The 20,655-nt window shown below is 65.9% G+C and carries 14 protein-coding genes; 9 read left to right on the top strand and 5 right to left on the bottom strand.

The features are described from left to right. Window positions 1-131: 131 nt before the first annotated feature. The 3 genes from ACP694_RS08625 to ACP694_RS08615 form a co-directional block, all read right to left on the bottom strand. Window positions 132-1,097: an alpha/beta hydrolase gene (locus tag ACP694_RS08625; RefSeq protein ID WP_426011715.1), complete on the bottom strand. Its 966-nt coding sequence runs from the start codon at window positions 1,095-1,097 to the stop codon at window positions 132-134. A gap of 57 nt (window positions 1,098-1,154) precedes the next feature. Beyond that, window positions 1,155-3,089: a sialate O-acetylesterase gene (locus ACP694_RS08620; RefSeq protein WP_426011714.1), complete on the bottom strand. Its 1,935-nt coding sequence runs from the start codon at window positions 3,087-3,089 to the stop codon at window positions 1,155-1,157. Between the two features lie 77 nt (window positions 3,090-3,166). Next, window positions 3,167-5,752, bottom strand: coding sequence for a glycoside hydrolase family 3 C-terminal domain-containing protein (locus tag ACP694_RS08615; RefSeq protein WP_426011713.1), 2,586 nt, complete (start codon window positions 5,750-5,752; stop codon window positions 3,167-3,169). Between the two features lie 371 nt (window positions 5,753-6,123). On the opposite strand from ACP694_RS08615, the gene ACP694_RS08610 reads away from it, so the two are divergent. From ACP694_RS08610 to ACP694_RS08595, 4 genes are read left to right on the top strand one after another with little or no spacing between them, the layout of a single operon-like run. Then, window positions 6,124-6,270: a hypothetical protein gene (locus tag ACP694_RS08610; protein ID WP_426011712.1), complete on the top strand. Its 147-nt coding sequence runs from the start codon at window positions 6,124-6,126 to the stop codon at window positions 6,268-6,270. A gap of 29 nt (window positions 6,271-6,299) precedes the next feature. Next, window positions 6,300-6,428: a hypothetical protein gene (locus ACP694_RS08605; RefSeq protein WP_426011711.1), complete on the top strand. Its 129-nt coding sequence runs from the start codon at window positions 6,300-6,302 to the stop codon at window positions 6,426-6,428. 30 nt (window positions 6,429-6,458) lie between these two features. Next, window positions 6,459-8,369, top strand: coding sequence for an NPCBM/NEW2 domain-containing protein (locus tag ACP694_RS08600; RefSeq protein ID WP_426011710.1), 1,911 nt, complete (start codon window positions 6,459-6,461; stop codon window positions 8,367-8,369). 12 nt (window positions 8,370-8,381) lie between these two features. Continuing rightward, window positions 8,382-9,959 (top strand): glycoside hydrolase family 43 protein, encoded by a 1,578-nt coding sequence (locus ACP694_RS08595; RefSeq protein ID WP_426011709.1) that lies wholly within the window; start codon window positions 8,382-8,384, stop codon window positions 9,957-9,959. An 8-nt stretch (window positions 9,960-9,967) separates the two neighbouring features. Here the strand turns inward: ACP694_RS08595 and ACP694_RS08590 are convergent, their stop codons facing one another. Both ACP694_RS08590 and ACP694_RS08585 read right to left on the bottom strand, forming a co-directional pair. Further along, window positions 9,968-10,705 carry a FadR/GntR family transcriptional regulator gene (locus ACP694_RS08590; RefSeq protein ID WP_426011708.1) on the bottom strand — a complete coding sequence of 246 codons (738 nt, stop codon included), beginning with the start codon at window positions 10,703-10,705 and terminating at the stop codon, window positions 9,968-9,970. 283 nt (window positions 10,706-10,988) lie between these two features. Further along, window positions 10,989-13,103, bottom strand: coding sequence for a phosphocholine-specific phospholipase C (locus ACP694_RS08585; RefSeq protein ID WP_426011707.1), 2,115 nt, complete (start codon window positions 13,101-13,103; stop codon window positions 10,989-10,991). 539 nt (window positions 13,104-13,642) lie between these two features. Between ACP694_RS08585 and ACP694_RS08580 the strand changes: the two genes are divergently transcribed. From ACP694_RS08580 to ACP694_RS08560, 5 genes are all read left to right on the top strand, one after another. Then, entirely contained in the window at window positions 13,643-16,474 is a 2,832-nt protein-coding gene (locus ACP694_RS08580) for a TonB-dependent receptor (RefSeq protein WP_426011706.1), read from the top strand. A gap of 61 nt (window positions 16,475-16,535) precedes the next feature. Continuing rightward, window positions 16,536-17,174 carry a sulfotransferase family 2 domain-containing protein gene (locus ACP694_RS08575; protein ID WP_426011705.1) on the top strand — a complete coding sequence of 213 codons (639 nt, stop codon included), beginning with the start codon at window positions 16,536-16,538 and terminating at the stop codon, window positions 17,172-17,174. Continuing rightward, the gene (locus tag ACP694_RS08570) at window positions 17,171-17,800 is read left to right on the top strand and encodes an aspartyl/asparaginyl beta-hydroxylase domain-containing protein (protein WP_426011704.1); all 630 of its coding nucleotides are present in this window, start codon (window positions 17,171-17,173) and stop codon (window positions 17,798-17,800) included. Before ACP694_RS08575 ends, ACP694_RS08570 begins: the two co-directional genes overlap by 4 nt. Beyond that, complete coding sequence (locus ACP694_RS08565) at window positions 17,797-19,704, top strand: sulfotransferase (RefSeq protein ID WP_426011703.1); 1,908 nt, start codon at window positions 17,797-17,799, stop codon at window positions 19,702-19,704. The genes ACP694_RS08570 and ACP694_RS08565 overlap by 4 nt, the downstream gene beginning before the upstream one ends. A 3-nt stretch (window positions 19,705-19,707) precedes the next feature. Continuing rightward, window positions 19,708-20,652: an aspartyl/asparaginyl beta-hydroxylase domain-containing protein gene (locus ACP694_RS08560; protein ID WP_426011702.1), complete on the top strand. Its 945-nt coding sequence runs from the start codon at window positions 19,708-19,710 to the stop codon at window positions 20,650-20,652. Window positions 20,653-20,655 lie beyond the last annotated feature (3 nt).

Raw genomic sequence — 20,655 nt, 5'->3', positions numbered from 1 at the left:
GCGGAAGGCTCCGTTTCAGAGGCTGAGATCGACAGAATCTTCGGCCTTCGCCGCACCCTGCCGACCATTGAGCGGCGGCCCGGGTCTGACTGGAAACGGCCCCGTCCGCAGTCTTGTTCAGGCGTGTGCCGTCAGCGCTTGCGATCCAGCAGCCCATGCATGCCGATCCAGCGGACATAGGCGTCGAACCAGCCGGTGCTGGTCGTGGTTTTCGGGTACATGCCAAAGCCGTGCCCGCCCTGCTCATAAAGGTGGAATTCGACCGGCCGCTTGGCCGCCTTCCAACTGTCGATCAGGCCAAAACCGCTGTTGGCGAAGAACGGATCGTCGGCGGCCAAGGCGACGAACATCGGCGGCGCATCGGCCGGAACCGCGACTGGAGACAGCGGGCCGTAGATGATCCCGATGAAGGCCGGCTTGGCGTCATCGCCCGCCAAGGTGGTCGCCAAGGTCAGCATGGCGCCGGCCGAAAAGCCGATCATGCCGACCCGGTCGGGATCGATCCGCCACTCGGCCGCGCGGCCACGGACCAGTGCGAAGGCCGAGCGGGAATCGGCGATCTGCGGGGCCAGGCCCGCCATCGCCGCCTCGGGGCTCGGTCGCGGCCCCTTCGCGGTCGCCGAAAACATCTCGCTCATGGAGCGCTCGAACCCGGGCATGTCCGCGGGCGTTGGGTTGAGCCGGTATTTCAGCACGAAGGCCGCCACGCCCTTGTCGGCGAGTGCGCGCGCGACATCCCAGCCCTCGTTCTCCATCGACAGCGTGCGAAAGCCGCCGCCGGGCGCGACGATCACGGCCGCGCCGGTCGCCTTGGTGGGATCGGGGAGGAACGGGGTGAGGGTGGCGACCGTGACGTTGCGGGCGAAGAGGCTTTTGTACTGGCTGTGCCAGGCCTCCGGCGCGGTCGCTCCAGGCAGGGGGCCGGTGTCCAAAACGATGGCTTTCGGCTGGGCGGGGATGGCGGTGGGCGTCATCCGGTCGTCCTGCGCCTGAGCGCCGGTGGCAAGACTGCAGGCGAGCGCCACGCCGATCGCGGCCAGGCGCGCGCGCAAGGGTTGGGACGGGCGTCCGGATGCTGTTGAGCGGATGGATTGCATGCTGTTTCTCCCTGTCATGGCGTGTTGTCGTGCTGGGCTCGGCCGCGCCTGAGGCGCTTAGGGCACGGTGATTTCAAAGGGTCCAACCGGTTGGCCGGCGCGGTCGAAGAGGTTGACGGTCGGGCTGTCGGCCCAGGCGTAGCGGACGCGCGTCACGGGCTTGCCGTCGCCGATGATCACGACCTGATCGCCGGAAGCCTTGGCGTTGGCGTAGCGACAGGAGCCAGTCGCTGCACACAGCTCAAAACCGATGGCGGCATCGGCGCCGAGCATGGTCAGGCTGTCCGAGACGTCCGCGAAGGAGAGCGTCGCCCCGCCGCCGGCGTCGCGGAGCGCCGAGCGAATCCGAGGACCCGACGGCGAGACAGCCTCCTGATAGGCCAGGGCGCGCAGGGCTCGGGCGGTCCGTCGGCCCACCTCTTGCTTTTCTCCCGGATGGATGTCGAGGCGATCGCCCAGATCGAGGGTCACCACGACCGCAGCGCGCCTATCGGTTTCGGCGACGCGACGCTGGATATCGCGCAAATGCGCCCAGCCGCTTTCGGTGGGGGCCGAAGCGGTCGCCCCATAGGCCGACAGCTGGATGATCGCGAAGGGCAGGTCGGGCGCGCCGAACTGCGCTCGCCAATCGGCCATCATCGCCGCGAGCCGGCGATCATAGCCTGGCAGGTCGGTGTCGGACTCGCCCTGGTACCAGGCCACGCCGCGGAGCGCGGTCTCGCCCAGGGGTGCAATCATGGCGTTGTAGAGCGTGCCCGCGCCGTTGATGTCGTCCCAGGGCGCGCGGGGCGCGTTGGACTTGGGCCGGCCGCCCAGCGCGTATCGCCACCCGGCGTCCAACGGGAGTATGGAGCCATCGTCGAAGCGCAGGCGCATCTCACTGGCGGGACCCGTCATGCCGCCTTCGGCATAGACGTTGTCGACATTGACAGTGATGACATTGCGGCCTTCGACCAACACGCCTGGGGCCACCCGGTAGCGGCGCTGCGCGCTGGCGATGCTGCCGCCCCCGATCGGAGCGCCGTTGACCCAAGTCCGATCCGCGTCGTCGATCGCGCCCAAAGCCAGGACAGCGCCTTGACGGGCCTGGGCGGCGGTCAGGTCAATCTCCTTCTTGAACCAGACCATGCCGACATAGTCGGACAGCGCCACCACGCCCCAGCGGGTGAAATAGCCGACGCCGGGCGCCGCGCGCCAGTCCAGGCGGCCGTCCGCACGCCAGGGCTCATCGGTGGATTGAACCCGCGCCTGGGTTCGCCACCAGCTTTCCCACGCCGCGCCGGCCTGGGCGTCGCCGGCGGCCGCGTCGCGGTTGTAGAGGGCCAGCGTCTGGGCTTCGGGCTTCATGCCGGCGGCGGCAAGCCCTTCGGGCGCCATCCAGGCTGAAATGCGCGATCCGCCCCAACTGGCGTGGATCAATCCGATCGGGGCCTTGACGGTCTTGCGTAGAGCCTGGCCGGTGTAGAAGCAGACGGCGGAGAACCTGGCGATCGACTGCGGCGTCGCCGCCGTCCAGACCGGCGGCGTCTCGAAGCGGGCCCGCGGCGCCGTGGCCGTCTGCTTGGCTACGGTCAGAAGCCGCAAATCGGCGTCGGCCGCCCCCGCGATCTGAAAACTGTTCTGGGCCTGCTCTGCCGCGAGTTCCATATTGCTTTGGCCCGAACAGAGAAAGACGTCGCCGATCATCAGGTCATCGACGAACAACTGGCCGCTCTGCGCGGAGACCAGCATCTGATACGGGCCACCAGCGGGCAGGGGCGGCAGGATCAAGCGAAACCGCCCTTGGCTATCGGCTGTGGCGCGGGCCGATCGGCCGGCCAGGACAACGCTGACGGTTTCGCCCGCGCGCGCCTGGCCCGTCACAACGAGCGGCTGGTCGCGCTGCAGCACGGCGTGCTCGCCGATCGCCCCATCCAACCTCGGCGCGGCCAGGCTCGCTGTCGATAGGCTCAGGCCAATAATCAGGCTGCTCAGGAAAATCCGCATCGTCATCCAGTCGGTCTCGGTTGGGGCAGTTGGGTTGGCTTCAGGCCGCGCCACAACTCGGCGGCCAAGGCGTTGACGGGAGGCTATTTTGGCACCGCAACGGCTTCATCGACCGAAACGTCGGCCGACTCGCCTGGGAGGCCGGTGTCGGGCTGTCCCGAGCCGACGCTGATGCGGTAGCGTCCCACAGCGACCCGCCTCCTGCCGTCGAGATCGACCGAGCTGAGGTCACGTGGCGAGAGCGTGAAGATGAGTTCGCGAGTCTCGCCCGGCTTGAGCGCCACGCGTTGGAAGCCTCGCAGGGCCAGGCGAGGCGTGCCGGGCGTCTGGGGGAAACTCAGATAGAGTTGCGCCACCTCGTCGCCGGGGTGGCCCCCCGTGTTTCGAAGGGTTGTCGTCACCCGCAGGCCCTGGCCCGCGCCCCCGGCCGCCGGCTCCAGTTTGAGAGGACTATAGGCGAACGCCGTGTAGCTGAGCCCGTAGCCGAACGGATACACGGGCGCGCCGGCGAAATAGCGGTAGGTTCGCCCAGCCATCGCATAGTCATCGAAGGATGGCAGATCGCTGACCGAACGATAGAAGGTCAGCGGCAGGCGCCCGGCCGGATTGATCTTGCCGGACAGGACATTGGCGATCGCCAAACCGCCGGACTGGCCAGGGTACCAGGCCTCCAACAGAGCCGAGGCGTTGTCCTTGGCCCAGGCGAAGTTCAGAGGGCTGCCGTTCAGGGCCACGACGATCAGCGGCTTGCCTAGGGTCTTGGCCTGCTCCAACAAGGCCTGCTGGTCGGCGGGCAGGTCGAGCGTCGTCTTGTCGCCGCCCTTGAAGCCGGGGATTTCGACCGGCGATTCCTCGGCCTCCAGATCGGAGGTCAGCCCCACGACCGCCACCAGCACGTCGGCCTTGGCCGCGGCGGCGTCGAGTTCGGCGGATGGATTGGTGGAGATACGCTTCCACACCAGACTGACACCGGACAGGACGTGGGATTCGGAAACCACCTCGATCGGATAGCGACGGCCCTTTTCCAGGCTCAGGGTCTTCATCGTCGGCAAGCTGCCCCAACCGGCCTTGCGAAGATCGGCGAACGGCTTGCCGTCTAGAGTCATTTCTCCGTTGAAACCGCTCAGGCCGAGGCGGTAGGTCCCACTCTCGGGCGGGACCAAATAGCCCGTCCAGATTACGCGGTGGTGGTCCGACACCGTCGCCAGATCCAGGCTGCGCGCCGCGACGTCCGCCTCCACGCGCGTGACCACGGGCTGCTCGGCATAGCGCATCTTTGCGACGGCCTCGCCGAATGCGCCCGGCGCGAAGCGCATGGGTGGCGGCTCGACGGTGTTGAAATAGCGCGCCAACAGGCCCGGCTTGCCGTCGGGCGTACGCAAGGCCGTGGCCGGAACGCGGTCGCCGTCGGTGAACGAGGCCCCGAACGGCGCGTAGCTGACCTGCGCCGAAGGCATGGCGCGTCGCAAACCCTCGACGACCGAAATCGGCGGGGCTGATAAGGACGAGGAATAGTTGCCGCGCAGCACCCGCGTGGCGTCGCCCAAGGGGCCGATCACCGCGATGCGCAGGCCAGGCTTGAGCGGAAGGACACCGTCGTTCTTCAGCAGGACGAGGCTCTTCTCGCTCGCCGCCAAGGCCAGCGCCTCGTGTTCGGACGTCAAGACGGTCGTGCTCGCGGATGTACGCGAAGCGCTGGCCGGGGCGGCCGGGAGATCGCCAATCCGGAACCGAGCCGAGAACAGACGCACCAGCGACCTGTCGATGTCGGCCACGGTGATCAGGCCACGATCCAAAGCCTCGCGATACCGGCCCGCCAGACCGTCCGTGTCGGTCAAGGTCGCGCCGTTGCACTCGTTATCGACGCCGGCTCGCATGGCCGCGGCGACGGCGGTGGCCGCGTCGGGCGCGTATTTGTGATGGTCGCTGATGTCCTTGACCGCGTCGCAGTCGGACACGACATAACCGCTAAAGCCCCAGGCTCCGCGCAGATGCTCCTTGAGCAGAAGATCGCTCGCGCAGGCCGGCTGCCCGTCGATCCGGTTGTAAGCGCACATCACCGACCCGGCGCGCGCCTCGACGATCGCGGCGCGGAAAGCGGGCAGGTAGGTATCTTCGAGATCGTGGCGGGAGACGAAGACATTGGCGCTGTGTCGGGTCGACTCCGGGCCGCTATGAACCGCGAAGTGCTTGGGCGTGGCGATAACACGTGGGCGCTCAGGGTCCGGACCCTGAATACCCTCTACGAACGCCACGCCCATCCGCGCCGTCAGGAACGGATCCTCGCCATAGGTCTCCTGGCCCCGGCCCCAGCGCGGATCGCGGAAGATGTTGATGTTGGGCGACCATGTGTCCAGGCCCGTGCCGATGCGCCCCATGCGGCCGGTCTCGCGCGCCAGGGCGTGCAGGCCTTGAACCTCGGTTCCAATCGCGCTGGCGACATCCTGGATCATGGCGGGATCAAAGGTCGCCGCCAAGCCGATGGGTTCGGGAAAGTTGGTGGTGGGCAGGGGCCCCAAGGCCCCGTGCAGCGACTCGGTCCACCAGTTGTAGGCCGGAATTTCCAGCCGCGGGATGGCCGGCGCGGTGTTGAGCAGTTGTTCGAGCTTTTCATCGCGCGTCATCTCGCTGACCAACGCGGTCGCCGCGCGATCAGCCTGGGTGCTCACGGCGGAGGTCGGGGAGAGGGTCTGCTCGACGGGGCCTGCGTCAGCGCTAGACGCAACGACCAAGACCGATGCGACGAACGTCCCGGCAGCGGCCATGGTCCATCGTCGGCGCGTGGCCTCCGGCACTCTGTTTCGCATCTAGGCCGCCCTAATATCACTTATCCGGCTAGATCGCCTTGAGGCGACACGCCGTTTGTTATGGCTGTCTCACGAGCAGTACGCTGCCGGTCAGTCACCGCTCGACGCCCATGGGCGGCGTACGGAGCAGACCGTAGCGTCGAGCGATTGACAGGCCTTTATTTGCCGGACAAATGGTAACGCTAACAAGCTGGGATGTGCAAGAGCGACATCGCGCGATGTGGGAGGTTTGAATGAGGGTTAGCGAGACGCGTGACCCGCGCCGTCACCGAGGTCCGACCCGCGCCCTGCGTCCGATGATCATGGCCCTGCTGCTGGCCCTGCCAGGGATGGCCGACGCTCAGATGGCGACTAGTGCGCCACCGACCGCGACGGCCTGAAGCTGGACGCGGCCAAGCTTCACGCGGCGATGGACCGCTACGGCATCGCCAACAGCTTCGAGATCTATCCTGGCGACCATACCAGCGACGTGGCAGTGCGGTTCCAGGAGCACGTTCTGCCGTTCTTCAGCAAAAATCTGGTGTTCAAGGGCCGTTAAGCCAGCCCAAACCCGTTTCCAGGATTGGTCATGATGTTTGTTCGTCTCGTCGCTGCGGCCCTGATCGCGCTGTTCGCCACGCACGCCGCGACCGCCGCCGCCGATCCGCTCGCCGCCTCCGGACGCTGGAGCGCCTATCAGCGTGGCGCGGCGCGCACCCCGCCAATGGGTTGGAACAGCTGGAACGCCTTTACCAGCGACATCGACGAGGAAAAGATCATGGGCTCGGCTCAGATCCTCGTCGATGCGGGTCTGGTGGCCAAGGGCTATCGCTATGTCGATATTGACGACGGCTGGTGGCTCAAGCGCCGGGCCGCCGATGGCCGGATGCTGATCCGCGCCGACCGCTTTCCTTCGGCGGCGACGCTGAACGGCGACACCACCTTTCGCCCCCTGACGAACCGTCTGCACGCCATGGGGCTGAAGGCGGGTATCTATTCCGATATCGGCCGCAACAGCTGCGGTCAGGTCTTCACCTCGACCTTTCCCAACCAACCCGAGGGGACGGTGGCCGAGCGGGAGGTCGGGCTCTACGGTCACGTCGATCAGGATATCGCACTGTACTTCGAAGAATGGGGCTTTGACCTGATCAAGGTCGATGGCTGTGGCATTCGCGGCCTGCCCGCCAGCCATCCGCAGGTGAAGGCCGGCCTCTACCGCGCCCTGGAGCCGCTAGTCGATGCGGACTCGCTGGGCAGAACCAATGTCGGGGCGGTGCGCGCCCTCTATGGCGAGGTCGGCGCGGCGCTGGATCGTCACAACCCGGATGGCGACTTTGTCTATTCGATCTGCATCTGGGGCGCGGCCGACGTCCGCGCCTGGGCCAAGGACGTCGGGGCGATGTCGCGCACCAGCGAGGACATTTCGCCCAATTGGAGCCGCATGCTGCACAACATTGACAGCGTGGCGCGGCGCCCGCTCTACGCTCATCCAGGATCGTGGAACGATCCGGATATGCTCTATGTCGGGAGCGGCGACTTCGACGAGAACCATCTCACCGAAGCGCGGTCGCACTTCGCGCTGTGGGCGATGGTCAATGCGCCGCTGATCATCGGCTATGATCTGCGCAAGGCGTCCAAGGCTTTGCTCGACATCCTTGGCGCGCCCCGGCTTATCGCCATCAACCAAGATGTCGCCGGCAACCAGGCCGTGCTGGCCTTCGACTCCGACGACGTCAGCATCTTCGTCAAGACATTGGTCAGCGGCGACAAGGCCGTGGCGATCCTCAACCGGACTTCCGCGCCCATCGAGGCGACGCTGACCGCAGCTCACCTGAAGTTCCTGGCCGACGCCGATGTCGATCTCACCGATCTCTGGTCCGGCGAGGCGCTCGCCTTTCGTGGCGAGCGAAAATTCCAGCTGCAGCCGCGCGAGACGCGAGTTTTCACCGCCCATGGTGCGCGGATCCTCGCCGACGGCGTCTATCTTTCCGAAAGCCCTGGGCTGGTGAATCCGGCCGTGGATGGCGTCGTCATTCCCGAGGCCGAGCCCTTGATCCATCGCGGGCTTCTCCCGTGGCGCGGCACCCGAGGGACCGGGGAGCCGCCGCGCTATGGCGGCTGGGGCGGAGCCCAGGCTGACAGCACGCCCTATGGCCAGGAACTGGCCGTCGCTGGCCGAAAGTTCGTCGCCGGGATCGGCGTGCTGGGCAATTCGCGGCTGGAGGTCCGCAACCCCGGCTTCAAGCGCTTCAACGCAACTGTCGGGCTGGACGATTCGGCGCGCGATCGCAGCCAGCCCGTCACGTTCGAGGTCTATGGCGACGGCAAGCTCCTGGCGCGCTCGGCCCCGTTACGCTTTGGAGCCGCAGCCACGCCGCTTAGCGCCGATGTCGGTGGGGTCAAGCTGATCGAGCTGGTGGCGCGCACGCCCCAGGCCGCGCGCTTCCCCGATCCGGTGACCTGGGGCGACGCGGCCTTGACCGGCTCCGATGCGCGCTGAGCAGGAAAGGCCGTGGCCAGAACCATCAGCACGTTGATCTCGGCGATCGCCGGCTTGCTGTTGCTTGCCTGCGCCGGAAACGTGCAAGCCCAGGTTTGGCGCGCCGACGGCGATTCAGGAACCTATCAGAACCCCCCGCTCAATGCCGACTATCCCGATCCCGACATCATCCGGGTGGGTGAGGATTTCTATTTCGCCTCCACCACCTTCGTGAACGCCCCGGGCTTGACGATCCTCCATTCCAAGGATCTCGTGAATTGGGACATCATCGGCCACGTCATGCCGCGCCTCGAGGGGAATCCGAAATACGACCTCAGCGGCGGCGGCGACTACCGGCATGGGGTGTTCGCGCCTAGCCTGCGCCACCATAACGGCCGCTTCTACATCGCTGTCACGCCGGTAGGACACAACACACGCGTCTATTCGGCCACTGACATTCGCGGGCCTTGGCGCGTGCATGAACTTGACCGCGAAGCCTTCGACCCAGGCCTGTTCTTCGATACCGATGGCAAGGCCTTCATCGTGACCTCGGTCGGCTCGGATGGCACGGTGCGGCTTCTGAGCCTGAACGCCGGCCTTACCGCCGTGACCGCCGAGCAAACCGTTCATTACATCCAGGGGGCCGAAGGCTCCAAGCTGATCCGGCGCGGCGCATGGTACTATCTGTTCAACGCCATCCCCCGGCGTCTAGCCTTGACGGTGTCGCGGGCCAGGAGCCTGGCAGGTCCGTGGGAGACCCGTGACCAGATCGACGACACCACCGGAGGCCATCAGGGCGCGCTAGTCGATCTTCCCGACGGCGGTTGGTACGGCTTTGTCATGCGCGACGCCGGCGCAATTGGCCGCGTCACCAATATCAGCCCGGTGTTCTGGCAAGACGACTGGCCGGTCTGGGGCACGCCCGCCGCGCCCGGACGGGTTCCCGACCGCGCCCCCAAGCCTATTCCGGGGAGGCCGTTCGTCGAGCCGCCCAGCTCGGATGACTTCACGGGGCGCTCACTGGGGCGCCAATGGCAGTGGAACCATAATCCACAGGACAGCCGCTGGTCGCTCGGCGAGCGGCCCGGCTTTCTCCGTCTGAAGACCACAACCAGCCCGGATTTCTGGGCGGCGAGAAACACCCTGGTCCAGAAAGGGCAGGGGCCTCGAAGCCGAGGCGTCGTCAAACTCGATGTTCGCGCCCTGGCGCCGGGTGATGTTTGCGGCTTCGGCGCCTTTGGGAAGTTCTCGAACCAACTGGTGGTGACGGGCGCGGGAAATGGCCAAGGCGCCTTGAGCGCGCGGGTGGTCGAAAGCACGGAGGCTGGGGCCAAGACCACGCCGCTGAGCGAGGCGCGGCCGATCCCGCTGCGTGATCTGTGGCTCTCGGTCGACATGGACTTCACCACGGACAAGGCAGCCTTGGCCTACAGCCTCGACGGTCGCGCCTGGACGGAGATGCCCGGCGATTTCCCGTTGGCCTTCGCCTGGCGCACTGGCACCTTTCAGGGTGAACAGTTTAGCCTCTTCTGCTTCAATCCAAGCGGCGGCGAGGGGCGGATGGATATCGACAGCTTCACGCTCGCTCGGCCTGAATCCTCGAACCGATGACGCCGCCGCTACATCGCCGAGCGTGTGTCCTCCAACGCAAGCTCGACAAGCGCGAGCATGGCCGCGCCCGCAGCGTCAGGATTTCCGGCGACGATCGCGTCACAGACCCTAGCGTGGTCTGGGATCGGATCGCGGGGGAGGCCCCGGGTGCGTTGCTTGAATTCGGTGGTCCAACTAACGGAGGCCCCGATGCTGGCGCTCAGCGCCATCATTGCGTTGTTGTGGGTGGCGCCCAGCAAAGCGTCGTGGAAGGCTCGGTCGGCGGCCCTGCCAGCTTCGGTGGCCAAGGTGTGGCGACGCATCTTGGCCAGGGCGTCCCTCAACGCCTTGATATCGTTATTGTCGCGACGCTCAGCGGCGAACCGCGCGGCGGCTGGCTCGACCACGGCCCGCAGTTCGAAGAGATCGCGGACGAACGCCACGTCGGGTTCGGCGGAAAACGCCCAAGCCAGCACCGCCGGGTCGAGGATATTCCAGCGGCTGCGCGGCAGCACCCGCGTGCCGGCCTTTGGGCGGCTTTCCAAGAGGCCTTTGGCTGTCAACACCTGCACCGCTTCACGATAGGCGCTGCGCGACACGTCGAGCGCTTCGGCGTTGGCGATCTCTCCGGTCAACTTGTCGCCCGGCGCGATTTGGCCGGAGACAATCGCCGTGCCGCGATAGTGGGCTACAGCGCCGCGAAGGCGACGCCCAGAGCCTCGAGCCGACCGCGCGATCGGTGTGTCGTTCGGCTCGTCCGACGTCATGGGCGTGATGCTCTTCAGATACTTGCGCGCCCCCATAAGCTCAAGCGCGCGAGCCTTGGCAAGTTTATCGGATCGACCCATTCGCAGCCGTGCTGTGGCCGGTTCGGCCGGAAGTTGAGCTTGATTGATTAGCGGGAGCGAGCGCCAAGCGCGATACGAAAAATCCCGCCGTGAGGCCGGATTTCGCTCCAGGGCCAGGGCTGGCTCCCCTCGTGACCAATTCGAACCATGTGTCGCGCGCCGGGCCGCGAGCCCGCGGTCCGGTTCGAGCAAGTCAGGCTGTTCAGCCGCGAAACGGCTGATCCATGATCGCCATGCCGCCCATGGCCGGATCGCTGATGGAGTCGACGCCCATCTCCAGCCGTTCCGCCACGCGGCGCAGGTAGCCGTCGGCTTCGATCGACAGGTCGTACCAGCCGCCGCTGGCCTTGACCCGTAGGTCCTTGCGGATTTCGCGACCCGGGGCCAGCGTCGTCTTCCAGGGGCGGAAGGCAGTCTTGTAGGCGTTGGGCGTGGCGGTCAGGGTCAGGCTGGTCTCGCTGGGGTTGCGCAGGATCAGGCCGACCAGGCCAGCGGTTCTCCTGGCTTCGACTCGCAGGATGGGGTCGGTCTCCGGCGTCGCGCCGATGAAATGGCGGTGAAAGCCGTTGGGACCCAACACCCAGAGATCGTAGGCCCCGGTGGGCCAGACGTCGCTGACGCGTTTGCCCGGCTCGACTGTGTAGCGGCGCGGTGGCTGGTCCAGCCGCAGGCGGTCATAGACATGGAGCACCGTTGCCTGTGAGCCGTCATTGGCCAGGATCAGTCCCATGCGACCGTCCCGCGCGCCCTCGTCTATCCGCGGGGCATAGGGCAGGGCGCGCGAGGGGCGAGGGCCTGTGGCCTGGGTCGGGACCGCCGGCGCGACCGGTGTCGGCGGAACGGTGGTGTCCTTGAGCGCCGCGGCGCGGTCGGCCAAAGCCCTTGTGGTCGGCAAGGCCTTGACGAAGGGGGCGTTATTCGGAGTCTTGAAGTCGAAGGCGGTGGTCAGGTCGCCGCAAACCGCCCGTCGCCAAGGCGAGATGTTGGGTTCTGTCACTCCGAACCGCGTTTCCAGGAAGCGGATCACCGAGGTGTGGTCGAAGACCTGAGAATTTACCCAGCCGCCCCGGCTCCACGGCGACAGCACATACAGCGGAACCCGGGGGCCAAGCCCGTAGGGACGTCCCATCAACGCGTCGCGCTCGGCCTTGGCCTCGGTTGGGTTGCGCACCAGATGATATTCACCGGCGGTGTCGACCGTCGAGTCGCCCAGAACCGTTCCGTCCGCCGCCTTCGAGGGCGGGGCGGGCGGCGGGACGTGGTCGAAGAAGCCGTCGTTCTCGTCGAACATCACCAGCAGCACGGTCCGCGCCCAGACCTTGGGATCGGCGGTCAGGGCGTCGATCACCCGGGCGGTGTAGTCAGCGCCCTGGGCCGGGCTGGAGGGACTGGGATGCTCGGAATCTGCCGCCGGCGCCACGATATACGACACCTGCGGCAAGGTTCCGGCCAGGACGTCTTCCCGCAGGCCGTCCAGCTTGCGGGTCGACAACGCCAGGGCCTTCAGCCTTGGGTCTGACCCGGGAAGGGCGTCATGGCTGTCACGATAGGCCTTGAATCCGGCCGTCGGGTTGTCGGTGAAATTGTCAGCCATGTCCTGGTAGATGCGCCAGGTCACGCCGGCCGCCAGCAGCCGCTCGGCATAGGTCGTCCAGCGATAGGGATCGGCCGCCCCGCCGTCGGCGACGAAGCTGTCGTGGCTGTTGGAGATCGAGGGGCCGCCGAGCTGACCGGACGGATCGTTGGTGGCTGTCCACAGGAACAGACGGTTGGTGTTGGTGCCGGTCTGGGTCGAACAGTGATAGGCGTCGCAGAGCGTGAAGGCGTCGGCCATCGCGTACTGGAACGGAATGTCCTCGCGGCGGTAATAGCCCATGGCGCGCTCGGTCTTGGCGGCCGGCCAGCGGTTCATGCGACCTTCGTTCCAGGCCGCCTGGGCGTCGCACCAACTGTGGGGCGTACCCTCAACCCGCATGTGGGCGAAGGTTGCGAGGGTGTCCAACGGGAAGGGCGAGACTAGCGGCGGTCCGCCCTGCGCCGTGTCGTTGACCTGGGTCCAGACCGTCTTGTGGTGCAAACCCGAACTGTCGGGCAAGGGAATCGGGAAGCGATCTCCAAAGCCTCGGACACCATTCATCACGCCGAAATAGTGATCGAACGCGCGGTTCTCCTGCATCAGGATCACCACGTGCTCCACGTCTTTCAGGGAGCCAGCGCGCACGTCCGCGTCGATGGCCAGAGCTTTGGCGACAGCGGGCGGCAAGGCCAAGGCGGCGGTCGCCGAGAGCAGGAAGGCGCGACGATCAACTGGGGGCATGGAAAATTCCGGAAGGTGTGTGGTTCTCAGTGTCTAGCCACGCCTGATGTCGTTGAGGCGACAGAACGAGACGGTCGAAGGCGATTCTGCGCTTTAGGGGCCGCATGGTGACCCGCGGTCAGGCGATGGCTGAATTCTATCCCGCCGCCAAGTTTCGCTCCGGCATATGGCGGCAAGAAATCGCCCGGATGCTCCGCTCAGACTCGGACGTCGAGATCACCTGGCTCGCCCGCTGTCGACGTTGCGTGAGTTCGTATTGGTATAGTCCAAATGGGCACTATCGCTGGTATGCGGTATAAGCCACTCGGGGATCCCAGTCTTTTCGGACGCCCAGACGCGCCTCGCCGCCAAGTTTTAACCTGCGGCACGGCGCGCCATGCTGTCGCCGGTCTTTAATTGCTCGGCCATTACTCTTGTCACTGCTGATGTTTATACGGGCCGCGCAAATTTCCTGCGCTCCGGACAGGGAACTGTCACGCAGATGTCGCCGCAAGCTGCTTAAGTTTCCTGGTCCATACCAGTTGGGGCGGGGAACACTCATGTCGAAGCAATATCCTGTTCGGGCCATGTGCCCGAACCGCAAGAACTTTTGGCTGGCCACCGTTTCGGCGCTGGTCGTCAGCGCCAGTTCGTCGCTCGCGCTCGCGCAGCAGGCCTCCGGCGCGTTGGCCGCCAGTGATCTGGTCGATGAGGTGGTCGTCACGGGCTTTCGCAAGTCGCTGAGCGATGCGCGGGCCTTCAAGCGGGACTCGGTCATCCAGAAGGACGCGATCGTCGCCGAGGACATGGCGAAGTTCCCCGACCTGAACCTGGCCGAGTCGTTGCAGCGCCTGCCGGGCGTGCAGATCACCCGTGAGGCGGGCGAGGGCCGGCGCATTTCACTGCGCGGTCTCGGCCCCGATTTCAGCCGCGTGCAGCTTAACGGCATGGAAGTGCTGGGCAATGTCGACTCCGCCCAGGACAGCCGTGGCCAGCGCTCGCGCGACCGGGCCTTCGACTTCAACATCTTCGCCTCGGAACTGTTCTCGAAGGTGGAGGTCGAGAAGACCTTCGAGGCGGCCCAGAACGAGGGCGGCATGGCCGGCACGGTGGGCCTGTTCACCGGCAAGCCCTTCGACTACGCGTCGGGGACCAAGGGCGCGGTGTCGCTGAAGCTGGGCACCAACGAATATACCAAGGATACGCAACCCCGCGTCGCCGCGCTGTTCAGCCGTAACTGGGACAACAAGTTCGGCGTGGCGGTCTCGGTCGCCTATTCCAAGCGCGAAACCTCGGAACAGGGCCACAACACCTATACTCCCGCTCACCTGGGCAAGACGGAAATCGTCAAGGGCGTCGCGGAGGGCGACGCGGTGGACCTGGTGAAGGGCGGCCTGGACATCTCGCATCTGAGCGCCGCCAAACAGGCCCGGTTCATGGCCGGCGACCTCTATTTCGCCAACGGCAACCGCATCTCCTCCTGGGACGCCAAGCAGGAACGTCTCGGCCTGACCGCCGCCGTGCAATGGCGCCCGATGGACAATCTGCTGTTCACCCTAGATGCGCTGCACGGCGAGTTCACCACCCACCGCGACGAGTACCACCTGGCCACCCGGCCGATCAAAGGGTTCAGCTCAACCACCCTGGACACCCCGGCCGGCGGCACGGTCTGGCCCGCCGCCTTCCAGAAGGGGTCGGTGCTCAACGACTTTGATGTCGACAGCAATGGCTACGTCACCAAGACCGACGTCACCGGCACGACCTTCGGCAGCGAGCACCGCCGGTCGCTGAACGAGAACCGCTTCAACCAGCTGGCCTTGACCGGCAAGTGGGATGCGTCCGATCGCCTGTCGATCGACGGCCATGTCGGCTACGAGAAGTCCACCTACAAGACCCCCTATGACGACAAACTCTACATGCGGGCCAAGGGCAACCTGATCGCCAACTATGGCGCCGACGGCCAATCGGCGTCGTTCAGCTATCCGGGCTGGGATCCGACCAACCCAGCCAATTACGCGATGGATTCGTTCTATTATCGCGGTTTCAATAACCACTCGGAATTGCGCGAGGGCGTGCTGAACGCACGCTATGAACTGACCGACGCGCTGACGGTGCGCGCGGGGATCGCCTACCACAAGTTCACCCAGGGCGGCCGGGACCTCTTCTATGACGACAACGTCAACGGAACGCGGTCCAAGACGCGCGGCACGTCCGTGGCCGATATCAGCTCGGTGTTCACCAACAACGCCGGGTCGTGGCTGGTGGGCGACTACGCCAAGGCCTTCGCCAAGTACAAGGAATACCACCGCTTCGGACCCAATACCGATGGGACAGGCGGCGCGTTGCAGGACATCGAGAATGTCTACGAAACCAGCGAGGAAACCATCTCCGAATACGTGCAGGCCGACTGGGACAGCGAACTGTTCGGCAAGCGCTTCCGCGGCAATATCGGCCTGCGCGGCTACAGCACCGACACCCACAGCACCGGCTGGATCCAGGGCGACAGCTACGCCTATCTCGGCACGACGGACGTGAAAGGCAGCTATGAAGGCGTTCTGCCGGCCCTGAACACGGTGCTGGACCTGACGCCCGAAGTGCTGGTGCGCTTCTCGGCCACCCAGAATCTGAACCGTCCGAGCCTGGGCTCGATGGCGGCCAAGGGCAGCGCGTTCCAGGATGAGGATAACGGCGAGATCACCGCGTCGCGCGGCAATCCCGACCTCAAGCCCTTCAAAGACACCACGCTGGACCTGTCGGTGGAATACTATTTCGGCAAGTCAGGCCTGCTTTCAGCGGGTGTGTTCCGCAAGGACATCACGAACTTCATCACGTCCAATACCCTGCACAACGTCCCCTTTAGCGAGACGGGGGTACCCTACAGCACGATCCCGGGTGCAACGGGCAGCACCATCGTCACCGATTTCGACGTTCCAACCAACAGTTCGGACAAAGTGAAGCTGACCGGCGTCGAATTCGTGGCGCAAGGTCAGTTCTCGTTCCTGCCTGAGCCCTTCGATAAACTAGGCGGTGTGGCGAACTATACCTATGTGAATTCCAACACGGATCTCACCGGTATTTCCAAGTCCAACTACAATATTACCCTCTATTATGAAACCGATCGTTGGGGCGCCCGCGGTTCATTGAGCCACCGCACCCGCTGGTACACCGGCTATAACAGCGATGTCATGAGCGCCGACACGCGAGGCTTCGAGGGGTCTACCTATGTGGACGCCTCGGCCTTCTTCAACATCAACGACAAGCTCCAGGTGTCGTTGGACGCCGTCAATCTGACCAATGAGAAGGACACCCAGTTCTGGGGGCAGAACCGCTATCTCTATAACCAGAACCAGAGCGGTCGGACCTACATGATGGGGCTCAGCTACAAGTTCTAAGACGACCTAGACCCAGCGCCCCCTCTCCAGGGAGGGGGCGTTTTTCCGTGTGTCCAGAAACATGATCATTTCTCACCGCCACCGTTTCATCTTCGCCGCCGTACCCAAGACCGGCACCCACTCCGTGCGGCAAGCCTTGCGCGAGCAACTGGGCGACGAGGACGTCGAGCAGGTGGGGCTGTTCGTCGACAAGCGGTTCCCTTGGGAGGACCTGGCGGCGATCCGGCATGGTCACCTGTCGCTGCGGCAGGTGCGCCCGTATCTCGGCGAGGAGGTCTTCAGCGGCTATTTCAAGTTCGCCTTCGTGCGCAACCCGTTCGATCGTTTCGTCTCGTACTGCGCCTTCATGCTGCGGGGCGGCGATGACTTCCAGCGTCGACCGCGCGACATGATGCGCCACTTTCTTTTCGAAGAAGCTCCGGAGGGCCATGTCCTGTTCCAGCCACAGGCTTCGCTGCTGGTGGGCGAGGACGGCGAGACCTTGCTGACCGACATGGTCGGTCGCGTCGAGAACATGCAGGGGGCGTATGACGCGATCTGCGCGCGCCTCGGCATCGCCAACCGGCCCCTCGACCGCGTCAACGGCAGCCAGCGCGGCGACTATCGGCCCTATTATGACCAGACCCTGATCGACGGCGTCGCCGCGCGCTATGCTCAGGACCTGGATCTGTTCGGCTACTCGTTCGAAGGCCTGCGATGAACGCCATTCCGCTCGCGCCCGCCGCCAACCCGCGCAAGACGACGGGCGTCCGCAAGCTTGGCCCGGTCGACATCACCGCGCTGCGGGCGGCCGTGCTGGAGATCCCCGAGGCGGTCTGGGACGCTGAGGACGCTGGCAAGCCTAACAGGTTCCAGGTGCTGGACGTGACGCGCCATATCGTCTTGCGCTTCATCGACAGCCCCCGCGACTGGCGCGGGTCCCACGATCGAGCAGCCTGGCCAGAGTGGCGCGGCCTGCTGGAGCCCGTGCTGGCGCGGGCCGTCCGCGACTACGGCTATGCGCGCGGGGTGTTCCCGCGAGTGATGCTGGCCAGCATGCCCCCGGGCGGGGTGATCCACCCGCACATCGACGCCAATCCGGCGGCGAAGTGGCCGCACAAGATCCACGTGCCGCTATCGACCAACCCTGGGGTGGTGTCGTTCTTCGGCGGCGGCGAACACCATTTTCCGGCGGGCGAGGCGGTGGAGGTCAACAACCTTGGCCCGCATTGGGTGCGCAACGACGGCGAGACCGACCGCGTCCATCTGATCTTCGAGTATTATGACGCCGACCAGCCGGAACCGAGCTGGCTGGAGCCGTTCCTGCTGGCCGGTGCGGCGCGATGAGTTCCAGTGACCGCGACGCCTTGCTGCGGGAGGCCAGGGACCTGCGCGTTCGGCAATGCGTCCCGCAAGCGCTGGCCGCGCTCGCACGCCTGCAGGCGCTGCACCCTCGCTTTAGCCGCCTGTATCAGGAGCGCGGCCACTGCCACGTCGTCCTTGGGAATGCGCCGGCGGCCATCGAGGCGTTGCGAGAGGCCGTGCGCGTCAACCCGACGCTGCCGGCCAGCTGGGACATGCTGGAGCAACTCTATCGCATGCACGGCGACGCCGCCCAGACGGCTACGGCGGCGGGGCATCTGGCCGCGCTGCGCCAGCTGCCTTCCGCAGTGGTCGCCGCCAACAGCCTGTTCGCCGATGGCGATCTCGAACTGGCCGAGGAAGTTATCCGCCGTTACTTGTCCGACGATCATCTCAACGTCGGCGCTCTGCGCCTGCTCGCACGGATACGCCAAGAACGTGGCGATCTCGACGAGGCCGAGGCGATGCTGGAAGCGGCGCTCGAGCGCGCGCCCGACTACAACGCCGCGCGTCTCGACTACGCCATGGTGCTCTTGCAGCGGCAGAAGCACCTGCGGGCGCGGCAGGAGGCCGAAATCCTGCTCGGGCACGACCCGGATAACCGCGACTACCTCAAGCAGTACGGCGCGGCGTGTGTGGGCCTGGGCGACCACGAGCCGGTGATCGATCTCTATGGGACGCTGCTGGCCGGGCCGGTTCAATCGGGAGCGGAAGTCGCCGACCTGCGCCTGTGGCGAGCCAACGCCCTGAAGATCACGGGCCGGCGGGAGGAAGCCATCGCGGACTATCGCGCCTCCCTGGCGGCGCGGCCGGACAACGGCGTGGCCTGGTTCAGCCTCGCCAATCTAAAGACCTATCGCTTCATCGACGACGACATCGCGCGCATGGTCGATGCGGAATCCCAGCCTGCCGTCCAGAACATGGACCGCATCTATCTGTGTTTCGCACTGGGCAAGGCGCTGGAGGACCGGGGAGACCACGCCGCCGCTTGGCGATACTACGAGCGCGGCAATGCGATGCGGCGCACCGCCGGCCGCTATCGCCCCGACGTCGCGGAAGCCTGCGCCCTCCGCTTGAAGCAGGTGTTCACAGCCGATGTCTTCGCCGCGCGCGCTGGCTGGGGCGTGGACGATGCCACGCCTATCTTCATCCTGGGTCTGCCCCGTTCTGGCTCGACCCTGATTGAACAGATCCTGGCCTCCCATTCCTGTGTGGAGGGTACGCACGAACTGACAGAGATCGACCGCTATGTCGGCGAACTTTGCGGTCGCGATCCTGATTGCCGCCTGCCGCTACGCCCCGAGGCGTTGCTAAGCCTGACCGCCGGGGATGTCCGCTTGTTCGGAGAGCGCTTCCTGGCCGAGACCCGCACCTATCGCGGGCTGGGCCGGCCGTTCTTCATCGACAAGATGCCGAACAATTTCTGGCACATCGGCCTGATCCATCTGATGTTTCCACGCGCCACGATCATCGATGTGCGGCGTGAACCGATGGCCTGCGGCTTCAGCAACCTCAAGCAGCTGTTCGGGACCACCAATCAAGAGTTCAGCTATGGCGTCGAGGACATCGCCCGCCACTACCGCGCCTATCTCGACCTCATGCGGCATTGGGACGACGTGCTGCCCGGGCGCGTGCTGAGGGTGCGATACGAGGACCTGGTCGAGGATCTTGAAGGCGGCGTGCGGCGTATGCTCGACCATTGCGGGCTGCCGTTCGAGCCGGCCTGCCTGGCGTTCCACAAGACTCGGCGCAGCGTGCGCACGCCCAGTTCCGAGCAGGTGCGCCAGCCCATCGGCCGGGAGGGGCTGGACCAATGGCGGCATTATGCCCCCTGGCTCTCCCCGCTGCGAGACGCGCTGGGCGACGCCTTGACCCGCTACAGGGACTGACGCATGCGGCTGTCCCAACCCTTCTTTCAGCTCCCGGTGCTCTTTGACGTGGCGCGCCTGCAGGCCGAGGTCGCGGCCTTGCCGGACCAGGCGTGGGCCCCGCACCCCGACCGCCTGCCCGGCAACAGCGCGGCGCTGCTGATCAGCGCCGGCGGCGGGGAGACCGATTCCGTGTACGGACAGATGTTGTCGACGCCCTGGCTGGCGGGCATGCCCTATCTGCGCCAGGTCCTCGCGGGCTTTGGCGTGGTCTGGAGCCGCTCGCGGTTGATGCGCCTCGCGCCGGGTTCGGGCGTGCCCGAGCATGCCGATATCAACTACCACTGGCATACGCGGGTGCGGGTGCACATCCCCATCATCACCTCGCCGCTTGTGCGCTTTCACTGCGACGGGCAAGACGTACACATGGCTGCCGGCGAAGCGTGGATCTTCGACAACTGGCGTCCGCACCATGTCGAGAACAGGGCCAGCGTCGAGCGAATCCATCTCGTTGCGGACACCACCGGCACGGCGGCCTTTTGGCAATTCGCCTGCGGCCAGGCGCCGCCGCGCGCGCAATGGCGGACGGTGACCTGGGACCCCGCGAACAGTTCAAACCTGCTCACCGAGGGCGACCATCGCTCGCCGGTGATGCCCTCCGCCGAGGTACAGCTGTTGATCGACGACCTGCGCGCGGAGCTGACGGTCGCCACCGACACCGTCGAGGCCAAGGCCCGCGCCGCGCGGCTGAGCCTGCTGCTGGAGAGCTTCGTGCTCGACTGGCGCCAGCTCTGCGCGCTGCATGGCGCCGGCGGCCGAGGACGAGCGGAGTTCCTGCGCCTGGCGGGCGCCTTGCATCAGGCCGCCAAGCCGCTCGCCGCCGGGCTGGTCATGCGCTCCAACAAGGCCAGCGCGCTGCTGGTGCTAGAAAAGCGCGTGCTGCAGCACCTGGTCGCGGACGAAGGGTGACGA

It is taken from the genome of Caulobacter sp. DWR2-3-1b2 (assembly GCF_049896345.1).
Lineage (GTDB): Bacteria > Pseudomonadota > Alphaproteobacteria > Caulobacterales > Caulobacteraceae > Caulobacter.
Note: the sequence above shows the minus strand (reverse complement) of the source record. Positions and strands in the feature narration are given on the sequence as shown.